Raw genomic sequence first — 19146 nt, forward strand, 5'->3', positions numbered from 1 at the left:
ACAAGAGGTTCACCATGGCTGCGACCAAACAACAGACCCGCTACCGCGTGGAAGGAATGGATTGCGCCGGTTGCGCCAGCAAAATCGATACGGCCGTGCGGCGGATGCCTGGTGTTCAGGACATCAACGTATCCGTTTCGGCGGGCACTCTGACGGTCACTCATACTCCCGAAAGCAATCTCGGCGCGATCGAGAGGAAGGTCACCGCCCTCGGCTACGCCGTCGCTCCGCTGACCTCCAAGTCCGGGACGCCGGCATCCGATCAATCCGCCGATGACCATGCCGACGGAAGGCACAATCACGACGAGAACGTAGCGGGGTTACATGCGAACGGTGATGCGCCGGCGTCGGTGCTATGGTGGGATAGCGCCAAGGGCCGCCTGGCCATCGCCAGCGGAGTCGCCTTGGCCGTGGCTTTCGCGATTGATTACGCCTGGCACGCGACCGGCCCGTGGGCCTTCATCGCCGCAATGCTGCTCGGCCTGGCTCCGATCGCGCGCCGAGCGGCCATGGCCGCAGCCGCAGGCATTCCGTTCACAATCGAAATGCTGATGACTGTGGCGGCGGCCGGGGCCGTCATCATCGGTGCCGGCGAGGAAGCGGCGACGGTGGTCTTCTTGTTCCTGATCGGCGAGTTGCTCGAAGGGGTTGCGGCCGGCAACGCACGGTCCAGTATTCAAGCGCTCACGACCCTCGTTCCCAAAACCGCGTTCGTCGAGAAAGACGGCCAGACCCGCGAGGTGCCGGCCGAAAGCCTGGCTGTGGGCGCCATCATCCTCGTGCGGCCGGGCGACCGGATTCCGGCTGACGGCGAGATCACCGAAGGCGGGAGCGCCATCGAGGAATCACCCGTCTCCGGTGAAAGCGTGCCGGTGCGCAAGGACGTCGGCGACACGGTCTTTGCCGGCACTATCAACGGCGACGGCGTGCTGCGCGTCAAGGTGACGGCGACCGCCGCAGACAACACGATTGCACGCGTGATCAAGCTGGTCGAGGAGGCGCAGGAAAACAAGGCGCCGACCGAGCGCTTCATCGATCGCTTTTCGCGCTGGTACATGCCCGGCGTTGTCGCCGTCGCGGCGCTTGTGGCGGCCACACCGCCGCTGCTCTTGGGCGGCGATTGGAACGAATGGATATACAAGGGGCTGGCGCTGCTGCTCATCGGCTGCCCGTGCGCGCTGGTCATTTCAGTTCCGGCGGCGATCGCGGCGTCGCTTTCGGCCGGAGCCCGGCGCGGCCTGCTGATGAAAGGTGGGGCGGTGCTGGAAGGGCTCGCGACCATCAACGCCGTGGCGCTCGACAAGACCGGCACGCTGACGCTCGGCAAGCCGCAGGTCACCGATGTCGTTGCGGTGGGCGCCAGTGAACGCGACATCCTTTCGCTCGCCACAGCGCTTGAGATCGGCTCGAGCCATCCCCTCGCTTTGGCCATCCTCCAAAGGGCCAAAGCCGGCAGCATTCCCGTGCCGCCTGCCGCCGAAGCCAAAGCGATCGGCGGTAAAGGGGTTATCGGTCGTGTCGGCGGCAAGAACCTGTTTCTGGGCTCGCCAGTCGCGGCGGGCGAGATAAACCTGCTGCCAGCAGACCAGGCGGCACGCATCGTGGCATTGAACGATGAAGGCAAGTCAGTGGCGGTGCTGCTTGTAGACAACGCGCTGGCCGGCTTCATTGCCATGCGCGACGAACCCCGGCCGGATGCTTTCGCCGGGCTAAAGGCGCTGACCAATGCAGGCATCAGGACAGTCATGCTAACCGGCGACAATAAGCGCACGGCGGCTGCCATCGGCAAACAGCTCGGCATCGAGGTGCGCGCCGAACTGCTCCCGGAGGACAAGCAGCGCATCCTCGACGAGTTGAAGGGGCAGGGGCTTAGGGTAGCCAAGGTCGGCGACGGCATCAACGATGCGCCGGCACTTGCCGCCGCCGATGTCGGCATTGCCATGGGCGGCGGCACCGATGCGGCTCTTGAAACGGCTGACGCAGCGGTGCTGCATGGACGCGTCGGCGACGTTGCGGCCATGATCAGGCTGTCCCAAGCAACCATGGCCAACATCAAGCAGAACGTCACCATTGCGTTGGGCCTGAAGGCAGTGTTCCTGGTGACGACGATCGCCGGCATCACCGGCCTCTGGCCCGCCATTCTCGCGGACACCGGGGCGACGGTGTTGGTGACGGCCAATGCCATGCGGCTGTTGCGTTGGAAGAGCAGCTGGTAAGAGCGACAACGGCATCGTGTTAGGACAGACCATGCAGCAAGCCATTGCGTCGGACGGCCTTCGCCGGGTGGTGCTTGTCGTCGCACTGCTGAACCTGGGTTATTTCGGCATTGAATTCGCTGTCGCGCTGGCGATCGGCTCGGTGTCGCTGTTCGCCGACAGCGTCGATTTTCTGGAAGATGCCTCGGTCAATCTCCTCATACTGCTCGCCATGGGATGGTCGCTGCGTGCCCGCTCGCGGGTCGGCATGGCGCTGGCGCTTATCCTGCTGGTGCCGGGCCTGGCGACGCTGTGGACCGCGTGGGAAAAGTTCAACATGCCGGTGCCGCCGCAGCCAACGGCGCTGACGCTGGCGGGATTGGGCGCTCTGGCGGTCAATCTGTCATGCGCCTACATGCTGGCGCGCTACCGCCATCACAGCGGCAGTCTTACCAGGGCGGCATTCCTCTCGGCCCGCAACGATGCGGTCGCCAATATTGCGATCATACTGGCCGGATTGGTGACGGCCTTCCTGTGGCGCTCGGCGTGGCCGGATTTGATCGTCGGCCTGGGAATCGCAGCACTGAATGCAGATGCGGCGCGCGAGGTCTGGGAGGCAGCTCGGGAAGAGCACCGGGCCGTTTCGTGAACTCCAAAACGCTCAGCGCGCTGCCGCATTGCCAATCCGCCAATGCAGGCCCCTATACCGGCCAGCAGTCAGCCAGAAACTTGCGCGATCTCTAATATAATCGCACCCTTTCAAAGCGGTCGGAGGGAGAACCGCCCATAAGTAAAAATCGGGAGGAAAAACCATGAACAGCATGAGCCTCACCACACTTGGACGAAGTCGACCGGGTTGAAGCGGTGAAACGATGAACCGCACAAGGCCACGCACGTCATCAAAAGGCCCGCGCCTCCGAAGCGGACGCGGGCCGATTTCGTCGGTATGCGCTAGGCAGGTATCAAGACGGCGATGCGGTGGATGCCGACCACCTTGCTGGTGTTGGCCGCCGCGTCGGTCTTGCCCTTGGAGCAGGTATATACGTCACCTTCCTTGAGCTTGAATTCCTTGTCGGCCTTCTTGATCGTGAATTCACCGGCGGCAATGGTGCAGACCATGTCGTTGTCCATCACCATTTGAGGGGCGGCTGCTCCGGGCTGAAAGACTATATCGACAATTGAGATGCTCTTGTAGGCGGGGATATCGGAATTGCCGGTGCCGACCTCGACCAATCTGACGCCGGGTGCAATCTCCTTGCCTTCCTTCGGGCCGTATTTCTTCACCTTTGCCGCCGCCGCCAGCGTGAACAAAGGCGTTACCGCTGCCGCCGTCACGCCGAGAGCAATCGCGGACCTGCGATTCATGGTTTTCATCGCGTCCTCCCATTTAATGTTTGGCCACGCACCAATGCGCATGACCACAATACATTAGCACACATGCAGATAATTGCAGCACGGCGTTTCGGAGCTTACGGAAGCGAACCGCCTCCCGGTCGAATGCGACCGAACAGCAAACAATTCCATGCTATGCTGGCGAGCCATCAAACGGGCGACGGGGGATAGCAATGTTGGAAACGGACAAGGTATTCGCTGGCTCAATTCCGGAAAACTACGACCGCTATATGGTGCCGTTGATTTTCGAGCCGTTCGCCGCAGATCTTGCGCGACGAGCAGCGTCATTGTCGCCAAGCGCCGTTTTGGAAACCGCCGCGGGCACCGGGGTTGTCACCCGCGCATTGGCGCCAAAACTGTCGCCCGGTGCAAGCTATGTCGTAACCGACCTCAACCAGCCGATGCTCGACTACGCCGCTTCGCGGCAAGCTCCCGACGATCGCATCAATTGGCGTCAGGCTGATGCTCTGGCGCTACCGTTCGAAAATGCGGCCTTCGATCTCGTTTGTTGTCAGTTCGGTGCGATGTTCTTTCCCAACCGCTCATCCGCCTATCGCGAAGCCCGGCGAGTCCTGAAGCCCGGAGGACATTTTCTATTCAGCGTATGGGATCGCATCGAAGAGAATGTATTTGCGGACGATGTGACGAATGCCCTGGCGAGGATTTTTCCGAACGATCCGCCGCGCTTTCTGGCACGCACGCCGCATGGCTACCACGATACGGCACTGATCCGTAGCGAGCTGGAGGACGCAGGTTTTTCCGGTGTGGTGATCGAGACGAGGGCCGAACAAAGCCGTGCCTCCTCGCCGCGCGTTCCGGCCGTTGCTTATTGCCAGGGCACTCTCCTTCGCAACGAAATCGAGGCCAGAGAGGCGGGAAAGCTGGACGCTGCAACCGACTATGCCGCAGCCGCCATTGCAGACAGGCATGGCAGCGGCGAGGTTGCTGCCAAAATCCAGGCTCACATAGTGGTGGCTGTGGTCTGAACGGTTCATAGTTTCACGGAAACGCTGAACCGCTCTATCTTTTTGTTTTGACGCAATTCCGGACGGAAAACCGTTTCAAACTTTCCTGAAATTGCTCGAGGTATTGGATATCCCGTCCAGCACCTGCGACGTTCAGCTGCCATGCAGCACACGTCTTGCCGCTATTCCGAATTCCCAGACGATGACCGTTCATTCGCCCAAGTGGCAGGTCGACAAGTGGCAGGTTGACGATCGCCGGGGCTTGATGGCGGCGGCGGCCGGCCGCGCGATTCTGGTCGGCCCGGCTTCACTTTCGCAGCCATGGCCGACTCCGCCCAGCAAGGTCTAGTCATTTCGCTTTCTTGACTCGGCCGACAAAAACGGGCAGCAAAGTCATCATTGGAGGGCAGTTTTGCCAACTATGCAGGTTTTGGAGGGCGTTTTTCGGTGTGACCGTCGCCCAATCGGCGGTCGGTAGAGGGATTGGTTAACCAACTTTGTCCATCTTTTGAATCAATCGGCAACAGACGCAAAGCGTGCTGGGGGCACCAGGCGAACTGTGAATGTCACGGCTGCGAATCCGCTAGCCGGCATCGGCCGATTGAGAGTGGTTGAATGGCGTTTGTAAGTGCGAAAACCCGGGGTGACAGTCCTGCAACTGGATTGACTTCGATGAGGCCCGGCCTGCGCTGGGTCGCGGTTCCGGCCGTCGGCGCAGCCATTGCTTTATGGTCGGTGGCGACTTTGGCCGGCCTTTATTCAGTGGGAACCTCGCTCAGCGCCGCTTCCAACGGTCTCCCGCAAAGCCTGCTCGCGCCGCGCACCATCGCGCTTGCCGATCCTCGCCGCAGCCTTGCAAAGGCGCAGGCCCCGACGTGGGCCGCGGCCAACGCGGCGCTGTCGGCCAAGCTGCTGCAGTACGGGTGCGATGCCAACTGCCTGCGGTCGGCGTCGAACTTCGTCCACCAGGGAAAATCGGCGCGTCTCAAGCGCAATACCGTGCCGATTGTCGCTGATGCGTCGCGGCAATCGAGCTTCGACGACGTGGTCGCCAAGGCCGCGCTGTCGCCGCAAAAGCTTGCCGCCGCCTTTGCCCGTGCCGGCTCACCCGTCATGCTCGCAAGCCTGCCGGCCGACGCCCGGTTCGCCGAGCCGGTACGCATACCCGACCCGAACGGCCCGGCGTCGGTGCGCTTCGGGCCCGCGGTGGCGGAGATCGAACGCTCGTCGCGCCTTGCGCTGGCGCTGGCGAATACATTGCCGGAGCAGATGATCGACGTGCTCCCGGCAGCCGTCGCGGCAAGCGAGCCCGCGGCTTCGCAAGAGCCGCAAGAACCTGAGGTCCAACTGGCCTCGCTGCCGCCGCAAGACGACATGCCCGACAGCATTCCGCTGCCGACGCTGCGTCCGCGGGCGGACATCGATAAGCCGGCCGAGGCGCCGCGGGCTCAAGCGTCAAGAGATCAGGCGCCAAAAGACCAGGCGCGAAAAGATCAGGCGCAAAAGGATCAGCCATCGAAAACGGAGCCGCCCAAGGCGCAGGCCTCCAGGACCGCCAAGGCGAGCAAGGTGCAGACGGCCGACGCTCCGCCGGTCGAGACGCAACCCGGCAGCCTGTCGCCTCGCAATTCGTCACAAGCGGCAGTGCCGGGTGTGTCGGGCAAGCCGGGCAAACGTTCGAAGACGCAGGGCGGCGACATGCTGGCCTATGCCAAGCCCGACATGCCTTCCGGCGGACTCGGCGGAGCCTTCAGGAACCTGTTCACCACGCCCAACATGGGTACCGGCGTCGCCGTCTACGACATCTCGGCCAAGACCGTCTATATGCCCGACGGCTCGCGGCTGGAGGCACATTCGGGACTGGGCGCGATGGTCGACCAGCCACGCTACGTCCACAAGAAGAATGTCGGCCCGACGCCGCCGGATACCTACAATCTGACGATGCGCGAATCGCGCTTCCACGGTGTCGAGGCGATCCGTCTGACGCCGGCCAGCGGCAGCAACAAATATGGCCGTGACGGCCTGCTCGCCCACACCTACATGCTGCGCGGCGGCCGCGCCGAATCGAATGGCTGCGTCGTCTTCAAGGACTATGCCCGCTTCCTCGCCGCCTACAAGAAGGGCAAGATCAAGCGCCTCGTCGTGGTGCCGCGCCTGTCGAAGCCGCTGACACGCGTCGCCCAAGAGGGGCGAGGGGCTTAGGTCGCTCGCGGCAGCCCTTCATGGCTTCGTCATCCCAGGGTCTTCGCGACGCCGCTTCGCGCCTGCTCCGCCCTGGGATGACGAAGCTGGGGAGGTTTGGCCAATCTCGAAGGTTTTCAATCCCGTCCAGGGACAGTATGAGTGGCCGGTGGGGCGGCTCCGGCTTCAAACAATCACGAGGACATCATGACAATACGCGCTGTCGTCTGGGGCGAGAATATTCATGAGCGGACCAACGAAGTGGTCGCGGGCATCTATCCTGAGGGCATGCATGCGACGATCGCCAATGCACTGAAGCTCGACCCGGAAATATCAGTGTCCTGGGCAACGCTGGAGCAGCCGGAGCATGGGCTGCCGGCCGACCGTCTGGCCGAGACCGACGTCTTGCTGTGGTGGGGACACAAGGACCATGGCGCCGTCGCCGACGAAGTGGTCGAGCGCGTGGCGCGCCGCGTCTGGGAAGGCATGGGGCTGATCGTTCTCCATTCCGGCCATTTCTCGAAGGTATTCAAGAAGCTGATGGGCACTCCCTGCACGCTGAAATGGCGCGAGGCGGGCGAGCGCGAACGGCTCTGGGTGACCAGCCCCAACCACCCGATCGCTGCCGGGATCGGCGAGTATTTCGAGCTCGAGAACGAGGAGATGTATGGCGAGCAGTTCGCCGTGCCGGAGCCGCTCGAGACCGTGTTCATCTCCTGGTTCCAGGGCGGCGAAGTGTTCCGGTCGGGGCTGACCTATCGCCGCGGCGCCGGTAACATCTTCTATTTCAGGCCCGGCCACGAGACCTATCCGACCTATCACGACGCCAACGTCCACAAGGTGCTGCGCAATGCGGTGAGATGGGCGCACAACCCCCAAGGCTCCAATCCAGCCATCCTCGATGCGCCGAACGTGCCGGTGGAAAAGGCGCTCGAGCCGATCGTCGAGCGCGGCGGAAAGCTTCATTCCGCTGGCGAAACCGGCTTCCGCTAGACGACAAATCCATGATCGAACAAGAAGATAAAGCCCTGTCCTAAGGATACGAATCATGCGTCTGTTGATACTCGGCACCGGCTGGATGGCGGAGGAGCATGCCAGGCAGTTCGGCAAGATCGAGGGCGTCGAACTGATCGGCGCCGTCGATCTCGACCGTACGCGCGTCGACAAGTTTTCGGACATCTACGGTATCCCCAACCGCTTCGCGTCGCTGGACGAGGCGCTGGCATGGGGCAAGTTCGACGCGGTGGCGAACGTGACGCCCGATCGCATCCACCATCCGACCACCATGACGCTGATCGCGACGGGCAAGCCGGTGCTGTGCGAAAAGCCGCTCGCCGAAAATTACCAGAGGGCCAGTGAAATGGCCGATGCGGCCGAGCGGGCCGGCATCATCAACATGGTCAACCTGACCTATCGCAATGTCGCGCCGCTGCAGAGAGCGCGCGCCATGGTGCTGGCCGGCGAGATCGGCACGGTCAGGCATGTCGAGGCGTCCTATCTGCAGAGCTGGCTGATATCCAAGTTCTGGGGCGACTGGCGCACCGATCCGAAATGGCTGTGGCGGCTGTCGCGCGGCCACGGCTCCAATGGCGTGCTGGGCGACGTCGGCATCCACATCCTCGATTTCGCCAGCTATGGCGCGGCGCTCGACATCGACCATGTGTTCTGCCGCCTGCGGTCCTTCGACAAGGCGCCTGGCAACCGGATCGGGGAGTACGAGCTCGACGCCAATGACAGTTTCACCATGGCGCTCGATTTCAGCAATGGCGCTTTCGGCGTCGTCCATGCCAGCCGCTGGGCAACCGGCCATCTCAACGAGCTCCGACTGCGCATCTACGGCGACAAGGGTGGCATCGAAGTCGTGCACAATCTGACCGGCTCGGAGCTGAAAGCCTGCATCGGCGAGGATGTCGAGAACGCCAAATGGCAAGTTCTGGACGCCGGAACGGTGCAGACCAACTACCAGCGCTTCGTCGATGCGGTGCGCAGCGGCGTCCAGGCCGAACCGTCGTTCCGGCATGCTGCCGAATTGCAGAAGGTCCTCGATCTCGCCGTCGTCTCGGATGAGAAGCGGGCCGAATTGAGCACCCACGCGGATGCGCAGTGAGGTCATTTCAGGAGTCTAGCAGCCATGGTCACGCGTCGCGCCGAATGTTCCTGCGGTCAGCTATCGGCCATTTGTTCGGGCGAGCCGGTGCGCGTCTCCGTCTGCCATTGCCTGGCCTGCAAGCGGCGCACCGGCAGTGCCTTCAGCTTCAATACGCGGTTTGCCGAGAATGACGTATCGATCGAGGGGCGGGCAGCGGAATTCTCGCGCACCGGCGAGGAGGGTGGCCGCGTCATCTACAGCTTCTGCCCGGATTGCGGCACCACCGTCCACTACCGGATCGACACGCAGCCCGGTCTGACCGTCATCCCGGTGGGCGCTTTCGCGGACCCTGCGTTCCCATCGCCCTTCCGGTCCTTCTACCACGAGAGCCGGCGCTGCCAGTGGGTCGAGATCCGAACCGAACCTTTGGGGACGTTCGGCTGAAGCCGCTGGTCGCCTCCGGCTGACGTTTTAGGTCAAAACCCGATCACTCTGAACGACCGAGTTCGACCCGTTTCAGTCGTCCGGGACGTTCCCTGTTCAGAGCGCTTTAAGTGCATTCCGGTCATTCGCGTTCGAGCATGCTATACTGCACCTTGGCTCCAAAGCAGCCATTGATGGCTAGGAACCAATGCGGATGGGCAGGTCAGATCGACAGCAATTCAACAGCGGCTCCTTGCAGGAGGCGGACCAGCTCGTGCTCGGTCGTGAGGCTTACGAGGAAAGGGCGTGGGACGACGCCTATCGGTTCTTCTGGCGTGCCGGCGAAGCGGCTCCGCTCGCAGTGGACGATCTCGAACGGCTGGCGATGTCGGCCTATTTGACCGGGCGCGACGAGGAGTACCTGCGGGCCCTGGAGCGAACCCATCATGCATATCTGGACGCGGGCGAGTGCCATCGGGCCGCCCGCTGCGCCTTCTGGCTTGGCCTGCGCCTTGTCTTTCGTGGGGAGATGGCTCAGGCGGCCGGCTGGTTTGGACGGGCGCATCGGCTGCTCGAACGCGAGCCACATGATTGTGCCGAACAGGGTTACCTGATGCTGCCCCACGTCGAACAGCATCTTGCTTCGGGCAACCTTGAAGCGGCCTACGCTGCGGCGAGCGGCGCAGTCGAGATTGGCGAGCGCTTTGCGGACGTGGATCTGGTGGCCTGTGCACGGCATTTGCAGGGCCGTGTTCTGTTGCGCCAGTGGCGAACCGCGGAAGGTTTCGCGCTCCTCGACGAGGCGATGGTTTCGGTCACGGCTGGCGAATTGTCGCCGCTGCTTACCGGCTTGATCTACTGCAGCGTGATCGAAGCGTGTCAGCAAGTCCATGCTCTGGGCCGCGCACGCGAATGGACCTCCGCCCTGGGGCGATGGTGCGCCGAACAGCCCCAGCTGATCAGTTTCAGCGGCACCTGCCTGATGCATCGCGCCGAGATCAAGCGGCTCAGCGGCGCATGGCAGGACGCGATCGACGAAGCGCAGCAGGCCGTGGAGCGTTTGACGCAGTCGAACAATCGGAGAGATACGGCTGGAGCATGGTACCAGCTGGCGGAAGTATACCGCCTTCGCGGAGACTTTGACGTGGCCGAGCAGGCATATCGGAGTGCAAGCCAACATGGCTTCGAACCGCAGCCGGGCCTTGCCCTGTTGCGGTTGGCCGAAAGGCACATCGATGCGGCTGCGGCCGCAATCCGGCGCGTCATGGGTGCGACGACCGATCAGGTGCGGCGCATACGACTGCTGCCGGCTCACGTCGAGATCATGCTGGCGGCTGATGACATCGAGGAAGCACGGCGTGCCTGCCACGAACTGGCGGACGTTGGAGAAAGCTACGGAACCGAACCGCTGCGCGCCCTTGCCGCTCACGCGCGGGGAGCGGTGGAACTGGCAGAAGGCGAAGCGCAGGCTGCATTGACTTGGCTGCGCCAGGCACTCGAGGGGTGGCAGCAAGTCGAAGCGCCATACGAAGCAGCGCGCGTAGGCGTCATGATAGGCCAGGCTTGCCGCGCCCTCGGTGACAACGATGGTGCGGAACTGGAGTTGCAGGCAGCCCGGACAGTGTTCCGGCAGCTCGGTGCGATGCCGGACCTTTCTCGTGTCGATATCCTGCTTGGCATGCGATCAGACGGAGCCCGCGGCCTCTCTGCCCGTGAACTGCAAGTTCTCCGCCTGGTCGCTGCCGGCAAAACCAACAAGCAAATCGCCAACGAACTGGATTTGAGCGGGAAGACAGTGGACAGGCACGTCAGCAATATTTTCAACAAGCTTGACGTCCCCACGCGCGCTGCCGCCACCGCCTGGGCCTACGAGCACCGCCTGGTTTGAGCAGGTCTGGCATGGGTCGAATCACCCATGCCGTCATCGGCGCCCATTGGGTGGTTCGCCCGAAGCGCCGCCCTCCCTTCCACGCTAGCTTGCACTCGAAATCGATCGGCCATGGATGCGCGGCGCCACGGCGCAGCTCGCCCACAGATCGCGAGACGGACGCAGTGATCGCGCTGCGAACATCCGGCCACAATGAAGGGAAGTAGCGATGTCGCATGCCGATACCGGAATGCGGGTCGCGGGCGCCTGGCTTGCGATCGCTTCTGTACTCTTGGGTTTCGTCCTGATCGGTCACGGGCCGATTAATCCCGACCTCGCCCAGCAAATGCAGGCCATCGCCAGTGGCGTCACCCTGTGGGTGGTCGTGCATTGGGCCGCCGCGGCAGCACTTTCGCTGTTCGTCGTCGCGAGCCTGATCGTGCTGACCGCCGGCTCTCGACTGACCGAACGCTGGTGGACCCTATCCGCCTGGGCGGTGGTGGCCGTCGGCGCGCTCTGGACGATGACAACCGCCGTGGCCGAGGCCACCACCGTCGCCGATGCCGTCGCCGCCAACGACATGGCGCGATTCGCGGTCTGGTGGGCCTTCGCCGAGGGCAAGGCCAACGGCTTCATGTTCCTCTGCCTGGCGGTTGCCGTGATCGCCGGCAATGAGACGCTGAGCCGGCAACAGGTAACGCCGACCTGGGCGTCACTGGTCGGAGTCGTGGCCGGGCTTGGTGCCTTCGTCGGATGGCCGCTGGGCATGTGGTTCGGCATCGGGCTGGGCAGCCTCGTCTGGGTTGCGTCGTCTTTTGTAATGGCCCTGTGGACGTTGTGGTTCGGGTTGGGGCTCGCGCGAGCCGAGAACAGCGTGTCGAAAGCTCGCAGCGCGAGCTTCAGCGCGTGAGCACCCCAAGAGGCCAGCGGCGTCCTATCAACATCAGGGAGGCCATGATGACTCACGTTGAAGGTTACACCGCCACCCCGGCAGCAATTGAAGATAGCGCCGATGTCAAAGCTGAAGGCGTGCGGTAAATGTCGGCTATTGTTTAGGGTTACGGATGCCGGCCAACAGGTGTTGGCTTGGCGCGAGGGCCGGCGTCCGAAAGCCTCCAGGGAAAGAACCCGCGGGATGGAGGGGCGTGGTTCCGGCGCTATGGGGGATTTGACGGTTCCGCGTGGTTCGCGGTGGGTGCACCGATGCGGCTGACAGGTGGGACTGCTCAGGTTGACAGGCGCGCGCGGCCGGCCGAGGCGGCGCATGATGCGGTGTGGCGGCTGAAGACGCCGGTCGCCTCCGGCTGACGTTTCAGGATCAAACCCAATCACTCTGAACGACCGAGTTCGACCCGGTCCGACCATCAAGGCATTTCAGGCGACGAAGTCGATCCATCAACGTGCGTGGCTCGATCGCGCCAAAAGAAGGCGTGTGCGTCGGCTGAGCAAGCTCCGTCACAGCTGCGCTCAACGGGGCGCGACAAGTGCCGACCATCCAATTGATCGCTGATGGTTACTACGTGCTGGCCATGCTAGAATTCAGCGTCCTCGACGTGGTTAAGATCGGGGAATTGCGACCGGTTGACGGCGCGGGAGGTCGACGGACAAACACGAACAGATCACAGGGAGGAAGCAATGTTTCGGACACCGGTTCATCTTGCATTCTTGACAGCGTCGATTGTTGCCCTGCCATCTTACGCGGCCATGGCCGATGACACACAGATCGCGCGCGGCGAATATCTGGTTACGATTGCCGGCTGCAGCGACTGTCACACATCCGGTTATTTCTTCGGGAAACCCGACATGTCGCGCTTCCTCGGCGGTTCGGACGTGGGCTTCGAGATTCCTGGTCTTGGTGTCTTTGTCGCCCGTAATATCACGCCTGACAGGGAGACCGGTATCGGAAGCTGGACCCCGGAGCAGATCGTCACCGCGATTCAGACCGGCGAACGGCCGGACGGCCGCATCCTGGCGCCGATCATGCCTTGGCGCGATTTCGCGCATCTCACCGCGGATGACGCCATGGCGATCGCGGCATTCCTCCAAAGTGTGAAGCCGGTCAGCCACCAGGTTCCCGGCCCGTTCAAACCCGGGGAAGCGGTGTCGACGTTCATGATGCGGATTATGCCGCCGGGGGAAGCCGCAGCCGCTGCAACGAAGTAGGGCGGCTTTGATCGGAACGAGATTTTTAGTCGAATAATGGGTGAATGTCCGCCTTGGAGATGATGAGGCCGATATCCGAACGGCAGAAATGGGGTCGATTCGAGCCGTTGCGCGAAGGGCCGCTTTTGAGAAGCGCCATGAATGTCGCGATATTGGCGCTACCTACTCGTTCCCATCGACGAGACGAATGGCAGCATCCACCCTTCCCCCGGTCCTCGGCGGCGGACGCGATGAACGGCTCGATTGAGCCCGAAACGAACTTCTGTCACATCGGTAACCTGCCGCCACCTCCTCAAATTGCCCGCGAGCTCGGTCTGAGCCAGCGGACGGTAGACCGTCACGTTAGCGATATCCTGACGCGGCTGAACGTGCGCACGCGCGCGGCAGCCACGGCCTATGCGGTCGAGCACGGCCTGATCGGCATGGTCGTATCTGGGTAATCCTACCCAAGCCAAATTTCTCGCTGCGTGGGTACTTACGCCGAAGCGGGCAACCGTGGCGCGGGTCTAAACCTCATGGCGTGGTAAAGGCCACAGGAGGTTTTCCCGATGCCAACGAATAATAACAGCATGAGCGGGCCGGGCGGTGTCTGGCTCGCCACCGGAACGCTGCTGCTGGCGGCTGCGCTCGTCTTTCACGGGCCACCGGACGCGGATTTGTCTGTTCAGATGCAGAATATCGCCGAGGGCCATGGGCGATGGGCTACGGTCCATTGGACGGCGGCAGCGGCGCTGTTCCTGATCGCCGGCGCTTCGTTCCTGAACCTGGCGCTCAACCCCCGGGTTCGGCGTTCGCCGATGCTGAGTTCCGCCTGGATGGTGATGGCTCTCGGCGCCCTGACTCCGTTCTCCACCGCAGTCGCCGAGGCATCGGTGGTCGCGGTCGCGGCCGACCGGGGTGACACCAACGCCTTCATGACCTGGTGGGCGTTTTCCGGCGGCATGGGTAACGGATTCTGGGCGCTCGCCCTGGCGACAGCGCTTGTCGCGTATCACGATGCCCGCGACAACGTTGGGATACTGCCCCGATGGGCCGCGATCGTCGGCTCGGCGTTCGGTATCCTTTCAGCAACCGGGTGGACACTCGGTGAGCAGCTCGGGATCGGCATCGGGGGTCCGATCTGGCTGATTTCCTCGCTTCTCATGTGCCTGTGGCTCGCGTGGTACGGGCTGTCCTCAAGCAGCGTCCGGTCGGGGCAAGCCACGGCGTAAAGCGCCTGATCCAGAATCATCTTGAGACAGGAGGAAAAAATGTCCCTTCAAACGAAGGAAATCGAGGCGACGATCCACGACATCCACGAATTCTTCACCGACTGGGTGGCGGGCCGATGCCCTGGCGACGATGCGACGTTCAAGAAGAACGCGCTCGACCGGATCAGCGACGATCTGGTCGCCATCATGCCGGGCGGCAGGGCGTTCGGGAAAAATGATTTCGCAGGTTACATGAGGAGCATCTACGGATCGAATCCGGCCTTCCGTATCAAAATACGCGACATCCGGATCAGCCATCAAAGCGCCGACCTGGCGGTCGTGAACTACCACGAATGGCAACGCGACGCGAAGGACTCTGATCAACCGAACAATGGCCGGGTCACGACGATGGTGATCCGCGATCGCGGCTACAGCCGGGGGCCCGAGATCTTGCAAGTTCATGAAACCTGGCTCCCAGCCGATGTCGTTCAGTCCGCGGATTTCGCGTTCTGAGAAGCGTCGGTCCGAAACGGGCAGAGAAAGGAATTGCGCTGGCGGCACCATCGGCTCTGCCGGCGTCATGGAGCCAGAACTGTGCTTCTTTTCAGCCCGAATTGATCCACATTCAACGTCCGGCTAGCCCAGCAAGCCGGCCATTCCATGTGTTCGCGTGGAGCGTCGGCTCGCCACCCATTGCTGCCGCTTGGTCGGCTGAACGCTTCGGCAGATCTTAGGCCCAGAGCGGACGTTAACCCGGCGCAAGATTTGGTCGCGAACAGCGCGGCCACGTCCGCAGGAGCCACGAAAGGAACCAGATCGGCGCTCCGGGGCAGGGATTTGGAAAGTATCATTGCCTAAGTTTCTGGTACTTTGAGGAAGTTCGGATAGATCATCTGCGGGACATTCAACCGCAACCGGCCGGCAGGCTTTTCGGCAAAGCTTCCAGCATCCCTCATTGCGGCAAGGATGAGCTCCAGCGCCGGTCCTGCCTGGCTCAAAACCTCTCGCCGGCTTCAGTCAGGCTCGTCGCCCTCGTGGTCCGCGTCAGAAGGGTCGCGCTAAGCCGCGCTTCCAGTTGCCTGATCATCTTGCTGATCGCCGACGGCGAGACCCGAAGTGTCTTGGCCGCGGCCGTGAAGTTGGCCGGCGCCGCTGGTTTCGCATGTTTCTTGGCGAACAGACGCCCGAAGCAGCGTTGGCCGCAGCCGACGATCCCGTCCCGGTCCCGGCCAAGAAACGCGAAAATCTATGCGAGGCCAATCTCTATGTCGCGGAGTTTTTACCGGCTCGACGGCCGTGACGATGAAGCCTTGCGGCGGTACCGGCTTGCGGAACGCGACTGCCCCCACGACTTCATCGAATATGTCGCAGCAGGCAATGCACTGCGCGCGCTCGGTGTGTCGCCATAGTGCGCCGCTGCGGATGATTCATTGTAGGCTCGAGCGCAACCTCGGCGCAAAGGCGACGGCAGGTTCGGTGCGTATTGTCGCTGCTGTCAATGCCGCAGGATCTTGCTCAGAAAAGCGCGGCTGCGGTCGGTCTTCGGGTTGGAGAAGAACTCATCCGGCGTGCCGCTCTCGACGATGGCGCCGGCGTCCATGAACACGACGCGCTGGGCGACCTTGCGGGCAAAGCCCATCTCGTGCGTCACCACCATCATGGTCATGCCTTCCTCGGCCACCGCGACCATGACGTCGAGCACTTCCGAGATCATCTCGGGGTCGAGCGCCGAGGTCGGCTCGTCGAACAGCATGATCTTGGGGCGCATGCCGAGGCAGCGCGCGATCGCCACGCGCTGCTGCTGGCCACCAGACAGCTGCGCCGGATAGGCGTTCACCTTGTCGGCGAGGCCGACCTTGGCGAGCAATTCGCGCCCGGCCTTCTCGGCTTCAGCGCGCGGGATCTTGCGGACATGGATCGGCGCCAGGGTGACGTTCTCGAGCGCCGTCTTGTGCGGGTAGAGGTTGAACGACTGGAAGACGAAGCCGATCTCGGTGCGCAGCCGCGTCATGTTGGTGGCGGGGTCGCCGAGGCGCTGGCCGTCGACCGTCAGGTCGCCGTCGCGGATCGTCTCCAGCCCATTGATGCAGCGGATCAGGGTGCTCTTGCCCGAGCCGCTCGGGCCGCAGACGACGACCACTTCGCGCGGCTCGACGCTGAGCTTGATGTCCTTCAGCACGTTGAGCGTGCCGAACCATTTGTTGACGCCGCGAAATTCGATCATGCCGGTTTTGGTCATATTGCCGGACCCTTGAGGTTCGATGTCACAACTGCACCTCGCCATGCGCCGCGCCCATGCGTTGCTCCAGCCGGCGGGCCAGCATGATCAGGGGGTAACAGACGATGAAGTAACCGAGCCCGACCAGGAAGAAGACCAGCAGCCCATTGGGTACACGCTGCACCACCAGCCAGCCGACGCGGGTGAGGTCGGTGAGGCCGATGGCCGAGACGACCGAGGAATCCTTGATCAGCAGCACATATTGCCCGACCAGCGGCGGCAGCACGATGCGCATCGCCTGCGGCAGCACTACCTGGCGCATGCGCTGCCAGCGCGACAGGCCGGACGCAAGCGCTGCCTCGACCTGGCCGGTCGGCACCGAGCGGATGCCGGCGACGACGATCTCGCAGATGAAGCAGGCGGCCAGGTTGGTCAGCGCGATGATGCCGGCGGTGAAGGCGTCGAGCTCGATGCCGAGTTCCGGCAGGATGAAGAAGATCAGGAAGATCTGCACCAGGAACGGCGTGCCGCGGATCAGGTCGACCCAGGCGCCGATCGCGCCGCTGATCAGCCGGTTGCCGCCGGTGCGCAGGATGCCGAGGCCGAAGCCGAGCAGCGTGCCCAGCACCAGGCTGATCAGCGACAGCACCACGGTCATGCCGAGGCCGCGCAAGGCGAGGGGATAGCTGCCGGCGATGCTTTGCAGCTGCTGCCAGATCATGTCCGTGCCCCCGCCAGGCCGAGCCAGCGCCCGGAGAGCGCCGCCAGCCCCTTCAGCCCGTAATAGAGCAGGAGGTAGAAGGCGGCGATGGTGATGAAACCTTCCGCCGGCATGAAGCGGTCGGAGGCGAGCAATTGTCCGGCGCGCGTCAGCTCGGCAACCGAGATCAGCGACAACAGGGCGGAATCCTTGACCAGCACGATCGCCTGGCCGAGCAGCGGCGGGATCGTCACCTTGAACGCCTGCGGCAGGATGACGAGGCGCATGCGCTGGACATAGGTCATGCCCGAGGCGACGCCGGCCTCCACCTGGCCGCGCGGGATCGACAGGATGCCGGCGCGGATGATCTCGGCGACATAGGCGCCGCTGTTCAGCGACAGGGCCAAGATGCCGACGACGAACTCGGGCAGGACGAAGCCGAGCCGCGGCAGGCCGAAATAGAGGAAATAAAGCTGCGCCAGCAGCGGCGTGGCGCGCACCGCGTCGATATAGGCCTTGGCCGGGACGCGGAACAGCCGGCCGCGCTGCAGGTTCATGGCGGCGAGCACGATGCCGACGGCGAGCGCGCCGGCAAAGGAGAGGACAGACAGCCACACGGTCGTGACGAGGCCCTGCCCGAACAGGGGCAGATATTCGACGATGGTGCGGAAGCTGAAGTTTTCGAGCATTTTGGACGGTGAATGGTGAATGGTGAATGGTGAATGGTGAATAGTGAGTAGTGAGTAGGGAATAGTGAATAGGGAATTTGGAATGGGAGCAGCGAGTAGCGAGTAGCGAGTAGCGAGTAGCTCTTCTCTACTCCCTACTCCCCTACTCCCTACTTACTACTTACTACTTACTATTCACCATTCACCATTCACCATCCACTCTACTTAGTGATCCTTCTTCCAGGCGTCGGAATTGACCCAGTAATCGAGGTTCTTCTGCAGGCGGCCGTCGAGGCTGACCTGGTCGAGGAACAGGTTCATCCAGACCAGCAGGTCCTGCTCGTCATAGCGTGTGGCGAAGGCCAGCGGCTCTTTCGACAGCATGTCCGGCATGATGATGAAGCTGTCGGCGGGGTAAGCGGTCGACTGGCCCTTGACCGCCGAGACGTCGTTGACGCCGCAATCGGCCTGGCCGTTGTTGACGGCGTCGAGCAGCAGCGGGCCGCCGCCCTTGTAGCTCTTGATGTCGGCATCGGGGAAGGCGGCCTTGGCTTCCTTCTCGCCGGTGGCGCCGAGCAGCACCGCAATCTTGGTGCCCTTGGCCTTGCAGTCCTCGGTGGACTTGAAGGCGGTACCAGCCTTGGTGAAGACGGTGCTGCCCGTGTACATGTAAGGCTTGGTGAAGGCGACCTTCATGCCACGCGCCAATGTCGGCGTCATATCGGCGACCAGAAGATCGGCCTTGCCCGACAGCAGCGCCGGGATCAGGCCGTCCCAGTCGAAGTCGAGGAAGGTGATCTTGACGCCCATTTCCTTGGCCATCAGTTCGGCGAGTTCGACCGAACTGCCGGTGCGTTCCCCGGCAGCACCCACCAGCGAGAAGGGCGGTCCTTGCGTCTGCACGGCGACGCGCAACTCTCCGCGCTTGGTGATCTCGTCGAGCGTTCCCGCACCGGCGGCAGCGGTAAGGCCAGCGAGCGCAAGGCCGGCGATGAAAAGCTTGGCAATCTTCATTTGGGCATTCCTCCTTGTTTCGTTTGTTGTTCCACTTGTTGTTTCACCCTATCGAGGTGCTTTTTGAGCGGCAGCGCCGTT

Annotated in this window: 20 protein-coding genes; 14 read left to right on the forward strand and 6 right to left on the reverse strand. The window is 62.9% G+C overall.

Features of this window, described 5'->3' with window-relative positions; genetic code table 11:
* The first annotated feature begins 14 nt into the window (after positions 1–14).
* Complete coding sequence (locus NKH49_RS07295; RefSeq protein WP_352925735.1) at positions 15–2216, forward strand: heavy metal translocating P-type ATPase; 2202 nt, start codon at positions 15–17, stop codon at positions 2214–2216.
* 31 nt (positions 2217–2247) lie between these two features.
* Complete coding sequence (locus NKH49_RS07300) at positions 2248–2844, forward strand: cation efflux transmembrane domain-containing protein (protein WP_352452320.1); 597 nt, start codon at positions 2248–2250, stop codon at positions 2842–2844.
* A gap of 302 nt (positions 2845–3146) precedes the next feature.
* On the opposite strand, the gene NKH49_RS07305 is transcribed toward NKH49_RS07300, so the two are convergent.
* Positions 3147–3569, reverse strand: a complete 423-nt coding sequence (locus tag NKH49_RS07305; RefSeq protein ID WP_352817350.1) for a hypothetical protein — start codon at positions 3567–3569, stop codon at positions 3147–3149.
* A 191-nt stretch (positions 3570–3760) separates the two neighbouring features.
* On the opposite strand from NKH49_RS07305, the gene NKH49_RS07310 reads away from it, so the two are divergent.
* From NKH49_RS07310 to NKH49_RS07360, 11 genes are all read left to right on the forward strand, one after another.
* A complete protein-coding gene (locus NKH49_RS07310) occupies positions 3761–4573 on the forward strand; it encodes a class I SAM-dependent methyltransferase (RefSeq protein WP_352925737.1) in 813 nt (270 codons plus the stop codon).
* Positions 4574–5224: 651 nt separating this feature from the next.
* Positions 5225–6754, forward strand: coding sequence for a tlde1 domain-containing protein (locus NKH49_RS07315; protein WP_352925739.1), 1530 nt, complete (start codon positions 5225–5227; stop codon positions 6752–6754).
* A gap of 186 nt (positions 6755–6940) precedes the next feature.
* Positions 6941–7726, forward strand: a complete 786-nt coding sequence (locus NKH49_RS07320) for a ThuA domain-containing protein (RefSeq protein ID WP_352925741.1) — start codon at positions 6941–6943, stop codon at positions 7724–7726.
* 55 nt (positions 7727–7781) lie between these two features.
* Positions 7782–8840, forward strand: coding sequence for a Gfo/Idh/MocA family protein (locus NKH49_RS07325; protein ID WP_352501304.1), 1059 nt, complete (start codon positions 7782–7784; stop codon positions 8838–8840).
* Between the two features lie 24 nt (positions 8841–8864).
* On the forward strand, positions 8865–9266 hold the full coding sequence (locus NKH49_RS07330; RefSeq protein WP_352925743.1) for a GFA family protein: 402 nt from the start codon (positions 8865–8867) through the stop codon (positions 9264–9266).
* Positions 9267–9459: 193 nt separating this feature from the next.
* Positions 9460–11133 carry a LuxR C-terminal-related transcriptional regulator gene (locus tag NKH49_RS07335; protein ID WP_352925745.1) on the forward strand — a complete coding sequence of 558 codons (1674 nt, stop codon included), beginning with the start codon at positions 9460–9462 and terminating at the stop codon, positions 11131–11133.
* Between the two features lie 208 nt (positions 11134–11341).
* Positions 11342–12022, forward strand: coding sequence for a hypothetical protein (locus NKH49_RS07340; protein WP_352501301.1), 681 nt, complete (start codon positions 11342–11344; stop codon positions 12020–12022).
* A 725-nt stretch (positions 12023–12747) separates the two neighbouring features.
* A complete protein-coding gene (locus NKH49_RS07345; RefSeq protein ID WP_502893757.1) occupies positions 12748–13275 on the forward strand; it encodes a c-type cytochrome in 528 nt (175 codons plus the stop codon).
* Positions 13276–13505: 230 nt separating this feature from the next.
* The gene (locus NKH49_RS07350) at positions 13506–13715 is read left to right on the forward strand and encodes a LuxR C-terminal-related transcriptional regulator (protein WP_352541235.1); all 210 of its coding nucleotides are present in this window, start codon (positions 13506–13508) and stop codon (positions 13713–13715) included.
* 129 nt (positions 13716–13844) lie between these two features.
* Positions 13845–14486: a hypothetical protein gene (locus tag NKH49_RS07355; protein ID WP_352925747.1), complete on the forward strand. Its 642-nt coding sequence runs from the start codon at positions 13845–13847 to the stop codon at positions 14484–14486.
* A gap of 39 nt (positions 14487–14525) precedes the next feature.
* Positions 14526–14978 (forward strand): nuclear transport factor 2 family protein, encoded by a 453-nt coding sequence (locus NKH49_RS07360; protein ID WP_352925749.1) that lies wholly within the window; start codon positions 14526–14528, stop codon positions 14976–14978.
* 481 nt (positions 14979–15459) lie between these two features.
* Here NKH49_RS07360 and NKH49_RS07365 read toward each other — a convergent pair whose 3' ends face one another.
* Positions 15460–15552: a LysR family transcriptional regulator gene (locus tag NKH49_RS07365; RefSeq protein WP_352473773.1), complete on the reverse strand. Its 93-nt coding sequence runs from the start codon at positions 15550–15552 to the stop codon at positions 15460–15462.
* 178 nt (positions 15553–15730) lie between these two features.
* Between NKH49_RS07365 and NKH49_RS07370 the strand changes: the two genes are divergently transcribed.
* On the forward strand, positions 15731–15874 hold the full coding sequence (locus NKH49_RS07370; RefSeq protein ID WP_352685236.1) for a hypothetical protein: 144 nt from the start codon (positions 15731–15733) through the stop codon (positions 15872–15874).
* Positions 15875–15960: 86 nt separating this feature from the next.
* On the opposite strand, the gene NKH49_RS07375 is transcribed toward NKH49_RS07370, so the two are convergent.
* From NKH49_RS07375 to NKH49_RS07390, 4 genes are all read right to left on the reverse strand, one after another.
* Positions 15961–16704, reverse strand: a complete 744-nt coding sequence (locus tag NKH49_RS07375) for an amino acid ABC transporter ATP-binding protein (protein WP_352473770.1) — start codon at positions 16702–16704, stop codon at positions 15961–15963.
* 25 nt (positions 16705–16729) lie between these two features.
* Entirely contained in the window at positions 16730–17404 is a 675-nt protein-coding gene (locus NKH49_RS07380; protein WP_023677250.1) for an amino acid ABC transporter permease, read from the reverse strand.
* The gene (locus tag NKH49_RS07385) at positions 17401–18072 is read right to left on the reverse strand and encodes an amino acid ABC transporter permease (protein ID WP_352451492.1); all 672 of its coding nucleotides are present in this window, start codon (positions 18070–18072) and stop codon (positions 17401–17403) included. The genes NKH49_RS07380 and NKH49_RS07385 overlap by 4 nt, the downstream gene beginning before the upstream one ends.
* 204 nt (positions 18073–18276) lie before the next feature.
* Positions 18277–19065 carry an ABC transporter substrate-binding protein gene (locus tag NKH49_RS07390; RefSeq protein ID WP_352925751.1) on the reverse strand — a complete coding sequence of 263 codons (789 nt, stop codon included), beginning with the start codon at positions 19063–19065 and terminating at the stop codon, positions 18277–18279.
* Positions 19066–19146: the final 81 nt, after the last annotated feature.

It is taken from the genome of Mesorhizobium sp. M1088 (assembly GCF_040318575.1).
Classification (GTDB): domain Bacteria; phylum Pseudomonadota; class Alphaproteobacteria; order Rhizobiales; family Rhizobiaceae; genus Mesorhizobium.

Coding starts and splice junctions, on each gene's coding strand:
- NKH49_RS07325 (WP_352501304.1), top strand. CDS start 7,782: ATGCGTCTGTTGATACTCGGCACCGGCTGGATGGCGGAGGAGCATGCC.
- NKH49_RS07365 (WP_352473773.1), bottom strand. CDS start 15,552: ATGATCAGGCAACTGGAAGCGCGGCTTAGCGCGACCCTTCTGACGCGG.
- NKH49_RS07350 (WP_352541235.1), top strand. CDS start 13,506: ATGAACGGCTCGATTGAGCCCGAAACGAACTTCTGTCACATCGGTAAC.
- NKH49_RS07330 (WP_352925743.1), top strand. CDS start 8,865: ATGGTCACGCGTCGCGCCGAATGTTCCTGCGGTCAGCTATCGGCCATT.
- NKH49_RS07305 (WP_352817350.1), bottom strand. CDS start 3,569: ATGAAAACCATGAATCGCAGGTCCGCGATTGCTCTCGGCGTGACGGCG.
- NKH49_RS07340 (WP_352501301.1), top strand. CDS start 11,342: ATGTCGCATGCCGATACCGGAATGCGGGTCGCGGGCGCCTGGCTTGCG.
- NKH49_RS07360 (WP_352925749.1), top strand. CDS start 14,526: ATGTCCCTTCAAACGAAGGAAATCGAGGCGACGATCCACGACATCCAC.
- NKH49_RS07310 (WP_352925737.1), top strand. CDS start 3,761: ATGTTGGAAACGGACAAGGTATTCGCTGGCTCAATTCCGGAAAACTAC.
- NKH49_RS07375 (WP_352473770.1), bottom strand. CDS start 16,704: ATGACCAAAACCGGCATGATCGAATTTCGCGGCGTCAACAAATGGTTC.
- NKH49_RS07345 (WP_502893757.1), top strand. CDS start 12,748: ATGTTTCGGACACCGGTTCATCTTGCATTCTTGACAGCGTCGATTGTT.
- NKH49_RS07390 (WP_352925751.1), bottom strand. CDS start 19,065: ATGAAGATTGCCAAGCTTTTCATCGCCGGCCTTGCGCTCGCTGGCCTT.
- NKH49_RS07370 (WP_352685236.1), top strand. CDS start 15,731: ATGTCGCGGAGTTTTTACCGGCTCGACGGCCGTGACGATGAAGCCTTG.
- NKH49_RS07295 (WP_352925735.1), top strand. CDS start 15: ATGGCTGCGACCAAACAACAGACCCGCTACCGCGTGGAAGGAATGGAT.
- NKH49_RS07335 (WP_352925745.1), top strand. CDS start 9,460: ATGGGCAGGTCAGATCGACAGCAATTCAACAGCGGCTCCTTGCAGGAG.
- NKH49_RS07385 (WP_352451492.1), bottom strand. CDS start 18,072: ATGCTCGAAAACTTCAGCTTCCGCACCATCGTCGAATATCTGCCCCTG.
- NKH49_RS07355 (WP_352925747.1), top strand. CDS start 13,845: ATGAGCGGGCCGGGCGGTGTCTGGCTCGCCACCGGAACGCTGCTGCTG.
- NKH49_RS07315 (WP_352925739.1), top strand. CDS start 5,225: ATGAGGCCCGGCCTGCGCTGGGTCGCGGTTCCGGCCGTCGGCGCAGCC.
- NKH49_RS07380 (WP_023677250.1), bottom strand. CDS start 17,404: ATGATCTGGCAGCAGCTGCAAAGCATCGCCGGCAGCTATCCCCTCGCC.
- NKH49_RS07320 (WP_352925741.1), top strand. CDS start 6,941: ATGACAATACGCGCTGTCGTCTGGGGCGAGAATATTCATGAGCGGACC.
- NKH49_RS07300 (WP_352452320.1), top strand. CDS start 2,248: ATGCAGCAAGCCATTGCGTCGGACGGCCTTCGCCGGGTGGTGCTTGTC.